The sequence below is a fragment of the Halopseudomonas sp. T1L2 genome (genome assembly GCF_055397385.1).
Window position 1 is genome coordinate 1,559,424 of record NZ_AP040865.1, and the last position, 18,008, is coordinate 1,577,431.

General features: G+C 59.2%; 18 protein-coding genes. 10 read left to right on the forward strand and 8 right to left on the reverse strand.

From position 1 onward, the window contains the following. The first annotated feature begins 116 nt into the window (after positions 1–116). Both argF and ACZ5WQ_RS07315 read left to right on the forward strand, forming a co-directional pair. The gene (gene argF / locus ACZ5WQ_RS07310; RefSeq protein ID WP_285676250.1) at positions 117–1,022 is read left to right on the forward strand and encodes an ornithine carbamoyltransferase; all 906 of its coding nucleotides are present in this window, start codon (positions 117–119) and stop codon (positions 1,020–1,022) included. 6 nt (positions 1,023–1,028) lie between these two features. Continuing rightward, entirely contained in the window at positions 1,029–2,135 is a 1,107-nt protein-coding gene (locus ACZ5WQ_RS07315) for an ABC transporter ATP-binding protein (protein ID WP_228246064.1), read from the forward strand. Between the two features lie 96 nt (positions 2,136–2,231). Here ACZ5WQ_RS07315 and ACZ5WQ_RS07320 read toward each other — a convergent pair whose 3' ends face one another. Then, positions 2,232–3,479: a serine hydrolase domain-containing protein gene (locus ACZ5WQ_RS07320; RefSeq protein WP_464383477.1), complete on the reverse strand. Its 1,248-nt coding sequence runs from the start codon at positions 3,477–3,479 to the stop codon at positions 2,232–2,234. Between the two features lie 163 nt (positions 3,480–3,642). Here ACZ5WQ_RS07320 and msrB point away from each other — a divergent pair, with 163 nt between their 5' ends. The 3 genes from msrB to ACZ5WQ_RS07335 all read left to right on the forward strand — a co-directional run bounded on the left by msrB (position 3,643) and on the right by ACZ5WQ_RS07335 (position 5,317). After that, positions 3,643–4,164: a peptide-methionine (R)-S-oxide reductase MsrB gene (gene msrB / locus ACZ5WQ_RS07325; RefSeq protein ID WP_233048156.1), complete on the forward strand. Its 522-nt coding sequence runs from the start codon at positions 3,643–3,645 to the stop codon at positions 4,162–4,164. Beyond that, on the forward strand, positions 4,161–4,763 hold the full coding sequence (gene msrA / locus ACZ5WQ_RS07330; protein WP_464383478.1) for a peptide-methionine (S)-S-oxide reductase MsrA: 603 nt from the start codon (positions 4,161–4,163) through the stop codon (positions 4,761–4,763). The genes msrB and msrA overlap by 4 nt, the downstream gene beginning before the upstream one ends. Positions 4,764–4,837: 74 nt before the next feature. After that, the gene (locus tag ACZ5WQ_RS07335) at positions 4,838–5,317 is read left to right on the forward strand and encodes an FKBP-type peptidyl-prolyl cis-trans isomerase (protein ID WP_088273785.1); all 480 of its coding nucleotides are present in this window, start codon (positions 4,838–4,840) and stop codon (positions 5,315–5,317) included. A 158-nt stretch (positions 5,318–5,475) separates the two neighbouring features. On the opposite strand, the gene ACZ5WQ_RS07340 is transcribed toward ACZ5WQ_RS07335, so the two are convergent. Both ACZ5WQ_RS07340 and ACZ5WQ_RS07345 read right to left on the reverse strand, forming a co-directional pair. Then, the gene (locus ACZ5WQ_RS07340) at positions 5,476–7,353 is read right to left on the reverse strand and encodes an MFS transporter (protein WP_464383479.1); all 1,878 of its coding nucleotides are present in this window, start codon (positions 7,351–7,353) and stop codon (positions 5,476–5,478) included. A gap of 138 nt (positions 7,354–7,491) precedes the next feature. Beyond that, positions 7,492–8,943, reverse strand: a complete 1,452-nt coding sequence (locus ACZ5WQ_RS07345; protein WP_228246070.1) for an MFS transporter — start codon at positions 8,941–8,943, stop codon at positions 7,492–7,494. A 362-nt stretch (positions 8,944–9,305) separates the two neighbouring features. Between ACZ5WQ_RS07345 and ACZ5WQ_RS07350 the strand changes: the two genes are divergently transcribed. The 5 genes from ACZ5WQ_RS07350 (at position 9,306) to ACZ5WQ_RS07370 (ending at position 13,199) form a co-directional block, all read left to right on the forward strand. Continuing rightward, positions 9,306–10,484 (forward strand): YbfB/YjiJ family MFS transporter, encoded by a 1,179-nt coding sequence (locus ACZ5WQ_RS07350; RefSeq protein ID WP_228246071.1) that lies wholly within the window; start codon positions 9,306–9,308, stop codon positions 10,482–10,484. Positions 10,485–10,547: 63 nt separating this feature from the next. Continuing rightward, positions 10,548–11,045 (forward strand): anti-virulence regulator CigR family protein, encoded by a 498-nt coding sequence (locus tag ACZ5WQ_RS07355; RefSeq protein WP_269687088.1) that lies wholly within the window; start codon positions 10,548–10,550, stop codon positions 11,043–11,045. Positions 11,046–11,219: 174 nt separating this feature from the next. Next, positions 11,220–11,429, forward strand: a complete 210-nt coding sequence (locus ACZ5WQ_RS07360; RefSeq protein WP_228246073.1) for a bacterioferritin-associated ferredoxin — start codon at positions 11,220–11,222, stop codon at positions 11,427–11,429. 120 nt (positions 11,430–11,549) lie between these two features. Beyond that, positions 11,550–12,017 carry a bacterioferritin gene (bfr, locus tag ACZ5WQ_RS07365; protein WP_233048160.1) on the forward strand — a complete coding sequence of 156 codons (468 nt, stop codon included), beginning with the start codon at positions 11,550–11,552 and terminating at the stop codon, positions 12,015–12,017. 126 nt (positions 12,018–12,143) lie between these two features. Continuing rightward, positions 12,144–13,199, forward strand: a complete 1,056-nt coding sequence (locus ACZ5WQ_RS07370; protein WP_233048161.1) for an NAD(P)-dependent alcohol dehydrogenase — start codon at positions 12,144–12,146, stop codon at positions 13,197–13,199. Positions 13,200–13,247: 48 nt separating this feature from the next. On the opposite strand, the gene pyrF is transcribed toward ACZ5WQ_RS07370, so the two are convergent. From pyrF to rpsA, 5 genes are all read right to left on the reverse strand, one after another. Beyond that, positions 13,248–13,943, reverse strand: a complete 696-nt coding sequence (pyrF, locus tag ACZ5WQ_RS07375; protein WP_228246076.1) for an orotidine-5'-phosphate decarboxylase — start codon at positions 13,941–13,943, stop codon at positions 13,248–13,250. A 39-nt stretch (positions 13,944–13,982) separates the two neighbouring features. Continuing rightward, on the reverse strand, positions 13,983–15,152 hold the full coding sequence (lapB, locus tag ACZ5WQ_RS07380; RefSeq protein WP_233048162.1) for a lipopolysaccharide assembly protein LapB: 1,170 nt from the start codon (positions 15,150–15,152) through the stop codon (positions 13,983–13,985). Positions 15,153–15,156: 4 nt separating this feature from the next. Further along, a complete protein-coding gene (locus tag ACZ5WQ_RS07385) occupies positions 15,157–15,438 on the reverse strand; it encodes a LapA family protein (RefSeq protein WP_269687085.1) in 282 nt (93 codons plus the stop codon). A gap of 87 nt (positions 15,439–15,525) precedes the next feature. Further along, positions 15,526–15,819 carry an integration host factor subunit beta gene (gene ihfB, locus ACZ5WQ_RS07390; protein ID WP_088273773.1) on the reverse strand — a complete coding sequence of 98 codons (294 nt, stop codon included), beginning with the start codon at positions 15,817–15,819 and terminating at the stop codon, positions 15,526–15,528. Between the two features lie 380 nt (positions 15,820–16,199). Then, complete coding sequence (gene rpsA / locus ACZ5WQ_RS07395; RefSeq protein ID WP_464383480.1) at positions 16,200–17,882, reverse strand: 30S ribosomal protein S1; 1,683 nt, start codon at positions 17,880–17,882, stop codon at positions 16,200–16,202. Positions 17,883–18,008 lie beyond the last annotated feature (126 nt).

Here is an 18,008-nt window from a genome sequence, read left to right on the forward strand (position 1 = left end):
CCCTATAAGATCCCCGCTTCTCTTTATTTGCTGTGGCTGATACCAGGCCGTCAGGTCGTGGTACGGGTCACTGTTTCCGGTCGCCGGGCGGCCGAGGTAACTCAGGTAGTACACATATGACTACACGGCACTTTCTATCGCTGATGGACTGCTCCGAAGCAGAACTCATTGGCCTGATCAAGCGCGGCATCGAACTCAAGTCACTGCATCGCCAGGGCGTGGTGTACGAGCCGCTGAAAAACCGCGTACTGGGGATGATCTTCGAAAAGGCCTCGACCCGTACCCGCGTCTCCTTTGAAGCCGGCATGATTCATCTGGGTGGCCAGGCCATCTTCCTGTCCCCGCGTGACACCCAACTGGGCCGCGGCGAGCCGATCGAAGACAGCGCCCGTGTACTGTCCAGCATGTGCGATGCGATCATGATCCGCACCTTCGCCCACAGCACGCTGGAAACCTTTGCCCAGTACTCCAAGGTGCCGATCATCAATGGCCTGAGCGACGACCTGCACCCCTGCCAGCTGCTGGCCGACATGCAGACCTATCTGGAGCACCGCGGTCCGATCAAGGGCAAGACCGTGGCCTGGATTGGCGATGGAAACAACATGTGCAATACCTTTATCCAGGCTGCCATCCAGTTTGATTTCCAGCTTCGCGTCGCCTGCCCGGAAGGCTACGAGCCCTCGGCGCAGTTCCTTGAACAGGCCGGTGACCGTGTCACCGTAATGCGCGATCCGATGGAAGCCGTTGCCGGCGCCCATCTGGTCAATACCGACGTCTGGGCGTCCATGGGCCAGGAAGACGAAGCACAAGCACGCCTGAAGCAGTTCGCGCCCTATCAGGTCACGCCTGCGATGCTCGATGCGGCCGACGAGTCCGTACTGTTTATGCACTGCCTTCCGGCCCACCGCGGCGAGGAAGTCAGCGACGAACTGATGGACGATCCGCGCAGCGTTGTCTGGGATCAGGCCGAAAACCGCCTGCACGCTCAAAAGGCGCTGGTCGAATTTTTGCTGGTTGAGTGAGGCAGCATGTCCAGCCCGGTACTAGAGCTGAACAACCTCAAATGCGGCTATGGCCGGCAGTTGATCGTCAACGACCTGAGTATTCGCCTGCGAGAAGGTGACATAGGCTGTCTGCTGGGGCCGTCCGGCTGTGGCAAAACCACGACTCTGCGCGCCATCGCCGGGTTTGAACCCATCAGCGGCGGCGAAATCCTGCTCGATGGCAAGGCCCTTAGCACCCCAACCCTGCGAGTTGCCCCCGAGCAGCGGCAAATTGGCATGGTGTTTCAGGACTATGCACTGTTCCCGCATCTGACCGTCGCCGAAAATGTCGGCTTCGGCATTCACAAGAGTCCGGATCGCAAACGCATCGTCGAAGAGCTTCTGGCTCTGGTCAAGCTGGACAAGCTAGGCTCACGCTATCCGCATGAGCTGTCCGGCGGTCAACAGCAGCGCGTTGCGCTGGCTCGGGCCATGGCTCCCAACCCGCGTCTGCTGTTGCTGGATGAACCCTTCTCCAATCTCGATGGTGAACTGCGCCGCCGACTCTCGGCTGAAGTGCGCGACATTCTCAAGTCCCGCGGTATCAGTGCCATGCTGGTGACCCATGATCAGGCCGAGGCCTTTGCCGTGTGCGATCACGTCGGCGTGCTGAAAGACGGCCAACTGCAGCAATGGGACACCCCGTACAACCTCTACCACGAACCGGCGACGCCCTTTGTTGCCAGCTTCATCGGTCAGGGTTACTTCATTCGTGGGCAACTGCTCTCCAGCGACACGGTACAGACCGAGCTGGGAGTCATTCACGGCAACCGGGCTTACCAGCTGCCGGTAGGCGGTGCGGTCGATGTCCTGTTACGGCCGGATGACCTGGTGGGAGATGCTCACAGCGAGCTGCGGGCGCGAATTATTGATCGCACCTTCCAGGGCGCAACCATCCTCTACCGTATGCAACTGCAGACCGGCACCCAGCTGGAAGCCCTGTTTCCCAGCCACGCCGACCATCAGCCCGGCGACGAGGTCGGGCTTCGGGTCGCGGCGGAGCACCTGGTCGTGTTTCCAGCCCAAGGCAGCGTCAATCTGCACGCCCAGCTGCCACTGGAGCAGGTACTGGATACCGGTCGCTCTGCCTGAGCCCGCAGTGCGTGGAGAACGCTGCACGTTTCTCCACACTACACAGTTCGGTGCGCAGGGCAGAGAACGCCGCAGGCTTCTCCGCGCGCCACCGCGTCAGGGCTGCGCCGGGCCGTACAGCGCCCTGCTCGCCTTGCCGTGAATCATCCGCGACAGACGATAGTCGGTATTCTGCATCATGCCGATGATGATGGCGTCGTTGCTTGGGTCAATCCAGCACCAGGCCCCTTGAATCCCCCACCACCAGAACGTGCCTTCGGGCAAGTAGCCCGCAGCGGTCGAGTCGTTGACCACCGCCACGTTCAGGCCAAACTGGTTACCGGGAAAGAACGGGCCAATATTGTCCACGCCCTCCGGCAGCTGGTTCTGACGCATCAACTCGACCGTTTCCGGCTTGAGAATCCGCACCCCGTCCAGCTCGCCGCCAGCCAGCAACATGCGCGCGAACCGCAGGTAGTCATCCATTGACGAGATCAGCCCGCCGCCACCATTGAGAAACCGCGGCTTGCTGAGGAACGGTGTATTGGGCAACGGCGCCAGCGAACCGTCTTCCTGTGGCTTGTAGGACAGCGCCAGTCGCTCGGCCTTGCCTGCCGGCGCATAAAAATCGGTATCGACCATCTTCAGCGGATCGAACAGGCGCTCCTGCAGGTAGACATCAAACGATTTGCCCGACAGCACCTCGACCAGATAGGCCTGAATATCAACCGAGATGCTGTAATTCCATACGGTGCCCGGCTGATAGAGCAGCGGAATGTGCTGCAGCTTGGCCATCATGTCGGCGAAGGTGGAATCGGGGTTCTGAATATCCGCCTTGACATACAGCTGATCGACCTGGGTATTGCCGAAGCGACCATAGGTAAAGCCGCCGGTGTGGGTCATCAGCTCACGAATGGTCACCGGATGCGCTGCCGGCTCCGTCTCGGGCATACCGTCCGGGCCATCGGCGATGGCAACCTGAAGATTTTGCAGCTCGGGAATGTATTTACCGACCGGCTCATCCAGCTCGAAACGCCCCTCGTCGTAGAGCGTCAGCAGCGCAGTGCCCGTCACCAGCTTGGTCAGCGAGAAAATCTTGTAGAGGCTGTCGGGCGTCAGCGGCTTGCCCTGCTCGCGGTCGGCAAACCCGTATTGGCCACGCTGTACCACCTCACCGTGTTGGTAGACCAGCGTTGCAATGCCCGCGATTCGCCCCTGCTGGACTTCCTCGGCCATCGCCGCACCAAAGGCATCCAGACGCTGCTGGGAGAACGCCTCGGGCGCGCTGTCAGCCCAACTGCCAGAGACGAGGCCGCCGGCGAGCAACATCCCGCCCAACAGGGTACGTATCCGTAATCCGATCATTGTTGTTCTACTCTGTTATGGGATTGGAATGGCTAATTTACCTACCATGGGACACACCGCCAAGCTGTCTCAGCCACAATCATTCCGAATGATCATTCAGACTCGATGTAACAAATGCCCCTGCAAGGCGTCTGATAATTGAACTCACAGCACAGGAACGACCATGAAACGCCGCACCCTGCTTTCCGGCCTGATGGCCGCACCGGCCTTGCCCCTGTTGACCGCCAACGCCCAGGCTGCCGATGCCTTCCATGAATCGACAGTACAAGCTCTGGATCTCAGCCCGGATTACTGGCGTGACAAGGTCTCGGAAGCCGCCTGGAAAGTGCTCTTCGAGGAAGATACCGAACGCCCCGGCAGCAGCCCGCTGGACAAGCTGTACGACAACGGCACCTATGTGTGCGCCGCCTGCCACCTGCCGCTGTTCTCATCCGAGCACAAGTTTGACAGCGGTACCGGCTGGCCCAGCTTTACCCAGCCGATAGCTGGCCACATGGGCACCAAACAGGATTACGCGCTGATCTGGCCGCGCACCGAGTACCACTGCGCTCGCTGTGGCGGGCATCAGGGGCACGTATTCAATGATGGTCCGCCGCCGCGCGGTGAGCGCTGGTGCAACAACGGCGTGGCCCTTAAGTTCATTGCCGCCGGCGAGCCACTGCCGGCCCTGCGAGGTGACGCATGATCCGCTCAATACTGCTTGGTCTGCTGTTGATTGCGCCGGCCAGTTTTGCCAATGAGGCGATTACCGAAGGGCCTGCCGGTAAGGAAATGGCGGTGTTTGCCGGAGGCTGTTTCTGGTGCACCGAGTCGGATTTCGACAAGATGCCCGGCGTCGTCGAAACCATTTCGGGCTACACCGGCGGAGAAGCCAGCACCGCTGATTACCAGCAAGTGTCTGCTGGTGGCACCGGCCATATCGAATCGGTGGCCGTGTTCTTCGACCCGAGCAAGACCAGCTACGCCACACTGGTGGAAGCCTTCTGGAAGACCATCGACCCGATCACACCCAATGCCCAGTTCTGTGATCATGGCAGCCAGTACAGCAGTGCGCTCTACTACGCCAACGACAAACAAAAGGCCCTACTGGAGGCTTCGCGCGAGGCCTTGGCGCGTTCTGGCCGATTCGAGCAGCCGATCGCCACGCTGATTCTGCCGCGTCAGCCGTTTTACCCGGCCGAGGAGTACCACCAGGACTACTACCAGAAAAATCCGCTGCGCTATAACTTCTACCGCACCACCTGCGGCCGTGATGCACGCCTGGAGGAACTCTGGGGCAACTGAAGCGCGGATGGAAATATTCTGCTCGAGTCTGGATAATGACCGCCTTTGATCACTCAACCCAAGCGAATTGAACCATGCAGATTGCCGAGAAAACCGTTGTCCAGTTTCACTACGACCTGTCCGATGCCGATGGCCCGATCGAATCCTCTCGCGAGCATGAGCCGGTGCTGTATCTGCATGGTCAGACAGGTCTGATTGATGGTCTGGTGGAAGCCATGGAGGGTCGCAGCGCAGGCGAATCCTTCAGCGTCACCATCCCTCCGGAGAAGGCCTATGGCCAACCGCGCGAAGACGCCCTGCAGAAAGTGCAGGCCAAGTACCTGCAAGGCGCCAAAAAGTGGAAGCCGGGCATGATCGCCGTGCTGCAGACCGAGCAGGGCCCGCGTCAGGTTGTGGTAGTCAAGCCCGGGCTGTCCCAGATTCTGGTTGATACCAACCACCCGCTGGCCGGCCGTGAGCTGACCTTCAACGTCGAGATCCTGGACGTGCGCGCAGCTACCGAAGAAGAGCTGGCCCACGGCCACGCCCATGGCGTCGGTGGCCACAACCACTGATCACCGGCGCGCCTATCTGCTGCTGTAGGGACGCGACATGTCGCGTCCGTCGCCCAGCGTCATGGTGAGTTGCCAACCAAGTGCGGCAGTCAAGCCGGACGCAGCATGCTGCGTCCCTGCGCAGGATTGTGGTCCAGTGTTGTTGCGTACCACCGAGCTCAGCGCCGAGCCCCGCGCAACGCCAATACCTGCTGATGCAGGCGCTCGGGCAATGCATCTTCGGGAGCAACAGGCTCGCCCGCAACCAGCCCGACCCGCGACCAGAAGCGGCGGAAGAAGCCCTTTCTCGGGTCACGACTGAAGAAGCTGCCCCACAACCCCTGCAATGCCATCGGGATGACCGGTACCGGGTCGCTTTCCAGAATCCGCGTGATGCCGGCACGAAACACATCCATCTCGCCATCGGCGGTCAGCTTGCCCTCCGGGAAGATACACACCACCTCCCCCGCCCGCAGATACTCGGAAATACGCTTGAAGGCAGCCTCGTACACTGCCTCATCTTCCTGACGACCGGCAATCGGGACCGTACCGGCGGTGCGGAAAACAAAGTTGAGCACCGGCAGCTGGTAAATCTTGTAATACATGACAAAACGCACTGGACGACGCACCGCACCGCCAATCAGCAGCGCATCAACGAAGGACACATGATTGCAGACCAGCACACAGGGTCCCTCATCCGGGATGGCCTCCAGGTTGCGGTGTTCGACTCGGTACATCGAGTGCCCCAGCAGCCAGATAAGAAACCGCATGCTGAACTCGGGCACGACCTTGAAGATGTAGCCGTTGACCAGCAGGTTAAGCAGCGAAATGGTCAGGAACAGGGTCGGGATCGACAGCTCCAGCACACTGAGCATGACGATCGCGAGAATCGCCGAGCACACCATCAGCAAGGCATTGAGGATGTTATTGGCGGCAATGACGCGCGCGCGCTCATCCTCATGGCTGCGTGACTGAATCAGTGCATACAGCGGCACGATGTAAAAGCCGCCAAACACGCCCAACCCGAGAATACTGCCCATCACACCCCAGGCGCCCGGCTGCTTGAGCAATTCTATCCAGTCATAGGGCGAAGTCCCGACGGCAATGCTGCCTGAAAGACTCCAGATCAGCAGGCCAAACACGCTCAACCCAAGGGAGCCGAAGGGTACCAGGCCAATCTCGACCTTATGCCCGGACAACCGCTCGCACAGCACCGAGCCCAGCGCTATACCTACCGAAAAGACGGTCAGAATCAGCGTCACCACGCTTTCATCCCCGTGCAGGTAATCCTTGGCAAAACCGGGGATCTGGGTCAGATAGGTTGCGCCGAGGAACCAGAACCAGGAGTTGCCGAGAATCGAGCGCGACACCGACGGCACCTGCTCTTTCAGGCCCAATCGCAGAATCACCCAAGACTGGCGGAAAATATTCCAGTCGATGGCCAGGTTCGGCAGGCCGGCGCTAGCCGCAGGAATTCGGCACGCCGCCAGATACCCACCGATGGCGACCAGCACCACCGAGCCACCCACCAGCGCAGCCCAGCCGCCCGAGGCCATGAGAATGCCTGCGCAGAGTGTGCCACCCAGAATCGCCAGAAAGGTGCCCATCTCGACCAGCGCATTGCCGCCGACCAGTTCGTCCTCTGCCAGCGCCTGCGGCAGAATCGAGTATTTGACCGGGCCAAACAGCGCCGACTGCGTGCCCATCGCAAACAGCACCACCAGCAACAGCGGCAGGCTGCCAAGCCAGAGCCCAAGCGCTCCCAGCAACATGATGCCAACCTCGCCCAGCTTGATGCGGCGGATCAGCATATCCTTGTCGAACTTCTCGCCGAACTGTCCACCCAGCGCCGAAAACAGAAAGAAAGGCAGAATAAAAAGCAATGCGCTGAGGTTGATCAGCAGATCGCGGTCGGCGTTGAAACTCAGCTTAAACAGGATCGCCAGAATCAGCGCCTGCTTGAAGAGATTGTCATTAAAGGCGCCAAGCAGCTGGCTGAGGAAAAAAGGGAGAAACCGTTTGCTGCCCAGCAAACGAAACTGCGAGTGTTCCGACATGATCCTGCGCGTCCTTCAGGTCAGATGTGCGACTCGGGTGGCATACCAGCACCACCCGCTTCCTGTTCAGGACGCCAGCATACCCAATGTCGGCACACCCGCGCGCGGAATGTGCCGACAAAATCGCCAATAGACGGCTCAGCGAGAGACAGCCGTCACGCTCAGCCGTGCCTCACGGCGTACAACCCAGCCGTGAATGCGCTCCTGCCGCGCGGCTGTCAGCGGATAGCGCCAGGCGATGAAGAACGCCGTCATGTAAAGCAGAACCGGTCCGAGGATGTACAGTACGCGCAGCGATAACAACTGATGGGCACTGTGCTCAACAGCCTTGGCGTCAAAGCCCACCAGCGACAGCAGACCAAGCGATAAACCCAGGCCCAAGGCCATCGCCGCTTTCTGCGCCATGCCGCTGATGGCGAAAAACAGACCGGTACGATGCTCCCGGCTACGAGCGGTATCCAGGTCGACAATATCGGCCAGCATCGACAGCGGCAGGAACTGGAACGCGGCAAAGCAGAAGCCCTTGATCGCAAACAGCACGGCAAAGGGCAACAGCTGCCCAGCCCCAAGGAAAAACATGCCGAGGATACTGGTGCTGGAGATGGCCAGCGCTGCACAGAACGCGCGATGCTTGCCGATGCGTTTGCCCACATGCAGCCAGAACGGAATGCCGACAATGCCAATGCCAAAGTACAGCAGATACATCAGACCGATCTGGCCCTGAATCTGAATGACGTGCTGCATGAAAAACACCGACAGCGCATTGCGGAACGCTTCGCCGGTAACCACAACCAGCAGCATCAGAATCATTCGCTTGAACGGGCCGTTGTTCTTCATTACCCGCAGGCCCTTCTTCCAATCGGTCCGCTGCGCCGACTGTGGGGGCGCTTCCTTGACCGCACCCACGACCCAGAACACGGTTAACGGCAGCAGAATCAGCAGCATCCAGGCCATGACGGCGAGAATCGGACCGTAGCCGATACCCAGCTCACCATCCTTACCGAACAGCAATACCGCTGTCTCCATCAGCCAGCCGTCAGTCTGGCCCGCCTGATAGCGCGCCCCCAGTGCCTGCACCAGCGCCGGCGCGAGCGCCGCCAGAAACAGCCCGATCAGCACGAACCCCTCACGGGAGGCCACCACCCGACTGCGCTGGTGATACTGATTGGACAGCTCCGCGCCCCAGGCGCCATACGGCAGGGTCACCATGGTCCAGCCCAGGTACATCAGCACCGTCCAGAGCAACAGATGACCAATGCCTGCTCCGTCCGGAGGCATGAATATCATCACCGTTCCCGCCAGCATCAACGGCACCCCCATCACCAGCCAGGGCTTGCGCCGGCCAAAGCGGGTACGCCAGCGATCACTCAGCGTACCGATCAGCGGATCGGTCACCACATCAGACAGGCGAGCGATGACCAGCACCAGCGCCATCAGCGCCATGTTCAGACCCACTTCCTGGGCGTAGAACGGGGGAAGGTAGACCACCAGGGGGTAGCCGATAATGGCCAGCGGCATGCCGATGGACCCGTGGAGCAGAATCGTTGAGCGTTTCAGAACGCCATTTGCATCGGTGTTCGACTGGGACATGCCACTCTCCAGAGAATCGTGCGAGCATCGCCCGCTTTCTTATATTTGTCTTCTCACCCACACCGACATGGGGAGTGCCGGTGTACGTTTGTATACTCTATATCGCAGAGTGTGTCTGTCGCACCCCTTGCCAGCACGGCGGCCCAACCCAACTTCATGCAATTTGTTTCAGCCGCTGCTATGCTGCGGCCGCGTCGTAAAGCGCAAAACCCAGAACACATGCGGCCTGCAGCAGCAAGAACCCCACTTCAGCCTCATCATCAGTAAAGCGTATACCGGCTATTCGCAGTGTTGATGGCGCAGCCAGCTTCTGCTGAAGAGCCAGATGCCACCCCCAACAAACATGAATCGGGAGCTGTCCGATGCCGACTCGCGCACCATCCATCCTCCAGGCAGTGGCCGCCGCTGCAATACTGCTGCTGGTGGTACATGGCCTCGGCCGATTTATCTTCACCCCCTTGCTCCCACTGCTTGTGGGAGACGGACAGTTCACTACCAGCCAGGGGGCATCGCTGGCTACCTGGAACTACATTGGCTACCTGATTGGTGCGCTGATCGCCATTCGCTGGCACCAGCCGGCGCAGATTGCCCGCACGGTGCCTGCGGCTTTGGCTTTGCACTGCCTTACCCTGCTTGGTCTGGCACTGACCGACCGAACAACCGGCATCTCTGTGCTGCGGCTCGGCAACGGCGTGAGCAACGGTTTGATTTTTGTCATGGTCCCCGCACTGGTCATGGAGTGGTTGGCGGCGCGCCAGCGCATCAACCTCAGCGGCCTGATATACCTTGGGGTCGGTGCAGGGCTGCTGGTTTCCGGCGTACTCGCCAACCCGCCCGGGTTCGCTCAGACCGCGGCAGCACGCTGGTGGCCTGCAGCCCTGCTCAGTCTTCCGCTGGCACTCTGGGGCGGCTGGATCATCGTGCGTCTGCGGGTTGGCGCCCAGCCAGCACCATCTGTTGCGCCAACGGCCAGCGGCCGTTCCCCGCTACTGGACAAGCAAACGCGTCCGCTGTTCTTCGCCTATGCCGGTGCCGGTCTGGGCTACATTTTGCCGATGACCTTTCTGCCGATGATCGCCAGCATTCAGCTTGGCGAGGCTCATCCAATGGTGCACCAGAGCTGGTTGATCGTCGCCTGCACGACCTTGCCCGCAGCCTGGCTGTGGAATCATCTGGGACAGCGCCTTGGTGACCAGCCAGCCCTGATGATCAATTACGCAACACAGCTTGCCAGCGTCGTTTTTGCCTTGCTGCTGCCGGGCGTATGGGGTATCGCACTTTGCTCACTGCTCATGGGCAGCAGCTTTCTCGGCGCAGTGCTGCTGACCCAGCGGCTGGGCCGCAGCCTGCAACCGCATCAGGGCCCCAGACTGTCAGCCGCCCTGATTGCGCTCTACAGTGTTACTCAGTTGATCGGCCCGTGGCTGGCCCACGAGTGGCTGGGTCGCGGCGGCGTGCTGCCGGAAACCCTATGGCTTGGCGCCGGCGCCCTGCTCTGGAGTCTGATCTGGACAGCGAAAACACCTCAGCCAGACAAATAGCCGGGAACCGCCACGCCAGTTTGGCGCTCCAAAGCTCATGACAACTGACTTGAGGAAAGGTCTATGCACCCGAAGATAACCCCGATGCTGATTGCCGGCCTGCTCGCCGCGGTCATCGCAACTCCCTCCCAGGCCAGGCAGGAGGAGCGCGGCAACGGCAACAATGGTCACTCTCCGCACCAGAGCCAGTTCCGCGATGATCGCGACCGAGATCGGGATCGACACCATGACCGTGATCATTATGAAGACCGGGACCGGGACCGGGACCGGGACCGTTACAGTCGGCCCTACGACCGTGTTGAAGAGGACGTCATTCGTCGCATCTTCCGGGATAACCGCGATCTGGTGACACGCGGCAGCAATCTGCCACCGGGCATTCGCAAGAACCTGGCACGCGGCAAACCCCTGCCTCCGGGCATAGCGAGGCAACTGGACCCGCGCTTGGCCGATAGACTGCCCCACTATGACGGATATGAGTGGCGACAGATCGACCGCGATGTCGTTCTAGCAGATGTAACCACCGGCGTTATTGAATCGATCATCTACGACGTTCTCGACTGACCTGCCCTGCAGGCGGGCATCACGGCCCGCCATGTCGCTACCTCTCCGACACAGTCACCCTGATATCCAGCACGCTCAATCAGCCAGATAGATGGATGCTATTTCTTTTGACAATCATTCTCATTCAAATTAGCATGCACTTATTGTCAGCCATGGCTGTTCAGGAGTGATTGCATGTACGTATGTCTCTGCAAGGGTGTAACCGACAACCAGATCAAGGACGCCATCGCTGGCGGGGCCTGCTCGATGCGCGACCTGCGCAATGATCTTGATGTGGGTACGCAGTGCGGCAAATGCGCCCGTGACTGCAAATCGCTGCTGAATGAAACACTTACCGCGCAAGCTTCCGCCGGCATGGCCACAGGTCAATTCATTGCCGCCTGATGGCGACTCTCATTATCGCCTGATAATCATTTTTAACGCCTTTCTTTTCAAGCACTTAGATTTGACAACCTGCTAGCGCCAGCCCACACTGCAGGACTGAATAGTCCAGAGGGCAGCGCTATGAAAGGCGACAAAAAAGTCATCCAGCACCTGAACACCGTCCTCGGTTTTGAACTGATTGCCATCAACCAGTACTTTCTGCACGCCCGCATGCTGCAGGACTGGGGCCTGGAAAAGCTCGGTGACAAGGAATACCACGAGTCGATTCACGTCATGAAGCACGCGGATCGGCTGATCAAGCGTATCCTTTTCCTGGAAGGCCTCCCCAACCTGCAAGACCTTGGCAAGCTGAAGATCGGCGAAAACACCAAGGAAATCCTCGACTGTGATCTGAAACTGCAGATGCAGGCTCTGCCGGCACTGAAAGAAGCGATTGCGTTCTGCGAGACCGCGGGCGACTACGGCAGCCGTGAAGTCTGTGAAGACATTCTCGAAGCAGAAGAAGAGCACGTCGACTGGCTGGAAACCCAACTGAGCCTGATCGAAGCTGTTGGCCTGGAAAATTATCAGCAGTCCCAGATCGGCTGAGTAAAGCCCTCCCCCTGCAGCACCGTCGAGAGGTGCTGCTTGCCTTGAATTGATCCCGGTCAAACTCTCACGCTCGAGATCAACTATGCTCATATCTCCACCTCACTGCCTGGTCAAGGAGGAGATATGAGCACCATGCGCGCAGCCGTGTTTGTTGAACCCGGCAAAATCGAACTCCAGCAACGCCCCATTCCTGACATCGGGCCTACCGACGCCCTGCTCCGCGTTACCACCACGACGATCTGCGGTACCGATGTCCATATTCTCAAGGGTGAGTATCCGGTGCGACCGGGCCTGATCGTTGGTCACGAACCCGTCGGCATCATCGAAAAGCTGGGCAGCGCCGTCACCGGTTACGAGATCGGGCAGCGCGTCATTGCCGGCGCCATCACCCCCTGTGGGCAATGCCATCCGTGCCTTGACGGGCATTCCAGCCAATGTGGCGGGCAAGCCATGGGTGGCTGGCAACTGGGTAACAGTATTGACGGCTGCCAGGCCGAGTATGTGCGCATCCCCAACGCCCAGGCCAACCTCACCCCCGTACCCGACGGACTGAGCGACGAACAGGTGCTGATGTGCCCGGACATCATGAGTACCGGCTTTGGCGGAGCGGAGAGTGGTCATATCCGCATTGGCGATACAGTGGCGATATTTGCCCAGGGACCAATCGGCCTATGCGCAACCGCTGGCGCAAAACTGATGGGCGCAACCCGCATCATCGTCGTAGATGGTGTGCCCGAGCGGCTCGCGGTCGCCCGCCAGCTCGGCGCCGATATCACCATCAACTTTCGGGAGCAGGATCCGGTGCAGCGCATTCAGGAGATTACTGGCGGCGCAGGCGTGGACGTTGCCATTGAAGCACTGGGCACCCAGCAGACCTTCGAATCCTGTCTGCGCTCGCTGAAACCCGGTGGCACCCTTTCCAGCCTGGGAGTCTACTCGGGGAAACTGTCCATGCCGCTCGATGCATTTGCCGCCGGCCTGGGAGATCACAAGATCATTACCACGCTCTGCCCCGGGGGCAAGGAGCGCATGCGCCGCTTGATGGCGGTGGTCGCCTCCGGCCGAGTAGACCTGACGCCCATGGTCACCCATCGTTTTGCACTGGATGACATCGTCGAGGCCTATGACCTCTTCAGCCACCAACGGGACGGCGTACTTAAAGTCGCAATAACGCCCTGAAACGACAAAGGCCGGAATAACCCGGCCTTTGTTGTCCGCCCCCGCCACTCAGAGCGTGGCCAGAATCGCCTCAAGTGCGGCACCCGGCTCATCGGCACGGGTAATCGGTCTCCCGATGACCAGATAGCTGCTGCCATTTTCCAGCGCCTGGGCGGGCGTCACAATGCGCTTCTGATCGTCAGCTGCACTATCAGCCGGGCGGATGCCCGGCGTTACCAGCAGGAAGTCCTCACCCAGTGCACCGCGCAGCGCGCGCGCCTCACGTGCTGAACAGACCACACCGTCGAGACCACAGTCCTGGGTCAGGCGCGCCAGACGCTGTACCTGGACCATCGGCTCAATATCGACTCCGACTTCCTGCAGGTCTTCCTGCTCCAGGCTGGTCAGAATGGTCACCGCTGTCAGCAATGGGCGCTGGCCACCGCGGCGCTCCAGAATATCGCGGCAGGCTTCCATCATCCTTCGACCGCCGCTGGCATGAACATTGACCATCCAAACCCCCAGCTCGGCGGCAGCGCGAACGGCGCTGGCGGTCGTGTTGGGGATATCATGAAACTTGAGATCCAGAAAAACCTCAAACCCCAGACGCTGCAGCGACTCGACAACTGCCGGACCGGCACTGGTGAATAGCTCCTTACCCACCTTCACGCGACATTTTCCCGGGTCCAGCGCCTTAGCCATCTCCAGGGCTGCATTCGCCTCAGGAAAATCAAGGGCAACGATAATAGGGCTGGTAGTCGGCATAACATATTTCCTGTTGGTAATAACATTTTTCGGCAGACATCAGGTCAGCTCATGACCTTTCAGCGGCTTGACCGTAGACCATTGCTGGCAGCCTGGACATTGCCAGTGCAACTTGATACCGGAAAAACCGCAGTGCTCACAGCGGTATTGCGGCCGAGCGCGCTGAAGCGTTTCCAGCAACCGACGAGAGGCTGACACACCGGTCTCGGAGTCACACTCATCCCCCAGTCTCAATAATCCCAGCACACCGCCCAGCGAGGGCCGTCGCTCAAGGTGTTGAAGCAGGAATCGCTCTGCCGCTTCCCGGCCCTCAGCTCGTCGCATGTGCTGCGCACGGGCCAAGAGTATTCTGACCGGCGGCGAGTCCGCCTGGCCGAGCGCCTGATCCAGATAGTCAGCCAAATTCAGCGCGCCATTATCCGCACAGCGCTCCGCCAACGCCAGCACCTCGGGCACAAAGTCGGGAGAATCGGCGGCGACTCGACGCAGCAACCCGGGTAGCGCCTTGAGATTACCCAAACGCTCCTCCAGCTCTGCCAGAAGGATAAGCGCCCGAACGCATCCGGCATCTACCTTTAAGGCGGCCTGCAACCAGCTACGGGCTTGCTCGAATTCTCTGGAGGCCAGGGCCACAACCGCCATCTCGCAGTGATATTGCGCCAGCGTCACGGCAAACCGCGGCTGCTCACGCAGCAATCTGCGCCCGATAGCAATAGCCTGCCGCCATTCATGCTGCTGCTCGTAGACCGTAACCAGATCACCCAACGCCTCGGCGCGCAAGGACGATCTGGAATCGGCCAATGCCTCAAGCAGGCGTTCAGCACGCTGGTGCATGCCAACGGCCAGATAATCCCTTGCCAGCTCAAGCTGGACACGGTCCGCCTGCAGAGCGGTGAGATTTGGCCGCGCCAGCAGATTCTGATGCACCTTGATCGCCCGCTCCACATCACCACGCTGGCAAAACAGCTTGCCAATAGCGATATGTGTCTCGACAGTTTCCGGATTGACCTCCAGGGCGCGAATAAAGGTCTCAATCGCCTCGTCCGGCTGCTCATTCAGGAGGTAATTCAGGCCGATAAAGTACTGCCGATCGACAGCACTCCCGTGAGGCTTGAGCATAAAGCCCACCTTGATCGCCTCCCTGCGGCCCAGAAACCAGCCTATGGCAAGGGCCAGCACAAACAGGCCCAGGAACATCAGTTCCTGCATGGGATCAGCCTTTGACAGCTTGAGTGCGCAGCTTGTCTATTTCCTTGCGGTAGCGATTGAGCTCATTGCTTTGCACCATCAGCTTCAAACGCAGACGCGTGGTGATCAGCCAGCCAACGAAAATGCCCAGCACACTGCCGAGGATGAACGAAAGAACAACATAGAGGGAGAGAGGAAGAGCAGGAGACTGCATTTCGAGAAACTGCAGCGAAATGCTTTGCTGGTTTTCCAGCATGAAATCCATGGTTGCCAGTGCGACCAGCAGGAAAACCAGGATCAGCAACACGCGCTTTAACCACAGCATGTGAGACGACTCCGCATCCGTTGAGTGTTTGCGAAGTATAACCCAGGGTGTCGGCGGCGAGGTATGGGATCAGGCGTTTTCGAGCGACTCGTTAACCCGGTCACGTAACTCCTTGCCTGGCTTGAAGTGAGGAACGAACTTGCCGTCCAACTCGACAGAGTCTCCGGTTTTCGGGTTACGACCGACCCGAGGCGCTCGGTAATGCAGCGAGAAGCTGCCAAACCCGCGAATCTCGATACGCTCCCCGGTAGCCAGTGCCTGGGACATATGCTCCAGCATGGTTTTTATTGCCAACTCGACATCCTTCGCCGACAGCTGCCCCTGCTGCTCGACAATGCGCTCGATCAACTCCGACTTGGTCATGGTTTTCCCTTTCTTATCAAGCGAGTAGACTCGTTTTACAAGGTTGTACCATGCTTGACTAGGTTTGAACAGCCTGTTAAGCGAAGCGCTTGCGCGCATCGCAGCTGCAAGCTGCAAGCTGCAAGCTGCAAGCTGCAAGCTGCAAGCTGCAAGCTGCAAGCTGCAAGCTGCAAGCTGCAAGCGTAATCAGGATGCGTTGCCTTACCGGGCTATCAAGTCTTTTCTATAAGCCTTCTCACGTATTCATAATCCTCAGAGAATCCGCGCAACTGGCAAGCTAGGGTTTTACTTGAAGCTTGCGGCTTGAGGCTTGTAGCTGCTCTAACGGGCGGGCACAAAAAAGGGCGACCGAAGTCGCCCTTTTTTACAGCTGGAAAGGCTTAGTTGCCCTTGCCTTCCATCTGCTGCTTGATCAGATCACCAATGGTGGTCGGACCAGCGGCCAGCATTTCCTGCTTACGCAGATCCTGCATGGCTTCTTTCTCGTCTTCAACGTCCTTCGCCTTGATGGACAGGCTGATAACGCGGCTCTTGCGGTCGACACCAATGATCTTGGCTTCGACTTCATCGCCAACGTTCAGAACGTTGCGAGCGTCTTCGATACGGTCACGGCTGATTTCGGAGGCTTTCAGAGTGCCTTCGATGTCGTCGCCCAGAGCGATTACTGCACCCTTGGCATCAACTTCCTTGACGGTACCGGTGATGATGCTGCCCTTCTCGTTCAGGGAAACGAAGTTGGAGAACGGATCGTCTTCCAGCTGCTTGACGCCCAGGGAGATACGCTCACGCTCCGGATCAACAGACAGGATGACAGTCTCGATCTCGTCGCCTTTCTTGAAGCGACGTACCGCTTCTTCGCCAGCTTCGTTCCAGGAGATGTCGGACAGGTGAACCAGACCGTCGATGCCGCCATCCAGACCGATGAAGATACCGAAGTCGGTGATGGACTTGATGGAACCGGAGATCTTGTCGCCCTTGTTGAACTTGCTGGAGAACTCTTCCCACGGGTTCATCTTGCACTGCTTGATGCCCAGGGAGATACGACGACGGTCTTCGTCGATGTCCAGAACCATAACTTCCACTTCGTCGCCAACGTTGACAACCTTGGACGGGTGGATGTTCTTGTTGGTCCAGTCCATTTCGGAAACGTGAACCAGGCCTTCAACGCCTTCTTCCAGCTCGGCAAAGCAGCCGTAGTCGGTCAGGTTGGTGACCTTGGCGGTAACGCGAGTGCCTTCCGGATAACGACCGGTGATAGCAACCCACGGATCTTCGCCCAGTTGCTTCAGACCCAGAGAAACGCGGTTGCGCTCGCGGTCGAACTTCAGGACCTTGACGTCGATCTCGTCGCCAACGTTGACGATCTCGGACGGATGCTTGATACGCTTCCACGCCATGTCGGTAATGTGCAGCAGGCCATCGACGCCGCCCAGGTCGACGAACGCACCGTAATCGGTGAGGTTCTTGACGATACCCTTGACGACTTGACCTTCCTGCAGGGTTTCCAGCAGGGCTTCGCGCTCGGCGGAGTTCTCGGCTTCCAGGACAGCACGACGGGAAACGACAACGTTGTTGCGCTTCTGGTCCAGCTTGATGACCTTGAATTCCAGTTCCTTGTTTTCCAGGTGGGTGGTATCACGTACGGGACGTACGTCAACCAGCGAGCCCGGCAGGAACGCACGGATGGTGTTGACGTCGACGGTAAAGCCACCTTTGACCTTGCCGTTGATGACGCCCTTGACGACTTCTTCTGCAGCGAAAGCAGCTTCGAGGACCTTCCACGATTCGGCGCGCTTGGCCTTCTCGCGGGACAGCTTGGTTTCACCGAAACCGTCTTCAACGGCATCCAGTGCAACGTGCACCTCATCACCCACAGCGATGGTCAGTTCGCCCTGCTCGTCCAGGAACTGATCACGCGGGATGACACCCTCTGATTTCAGACCGGCGTGAACGGTGACCCAGTCGGAGTCAATGTCCACAACGATACCAGTGATGATGGAGCCCGGCTCCATATCAAGGGTTTTTAGGCTTTCTTCAAAAAGTTCGGCAAAGCTTTCGCTCATTTGGAATCCTGTAAATTAAGTATTTGGGATGCTACCGCATAGCCGCTCAAGAGCGCGCTGTGCAGCCACTGTCCCGCCACGCCACCAGCTTGCGTGGGTTGATTATCTCAATGCGCCTTCCGGTGT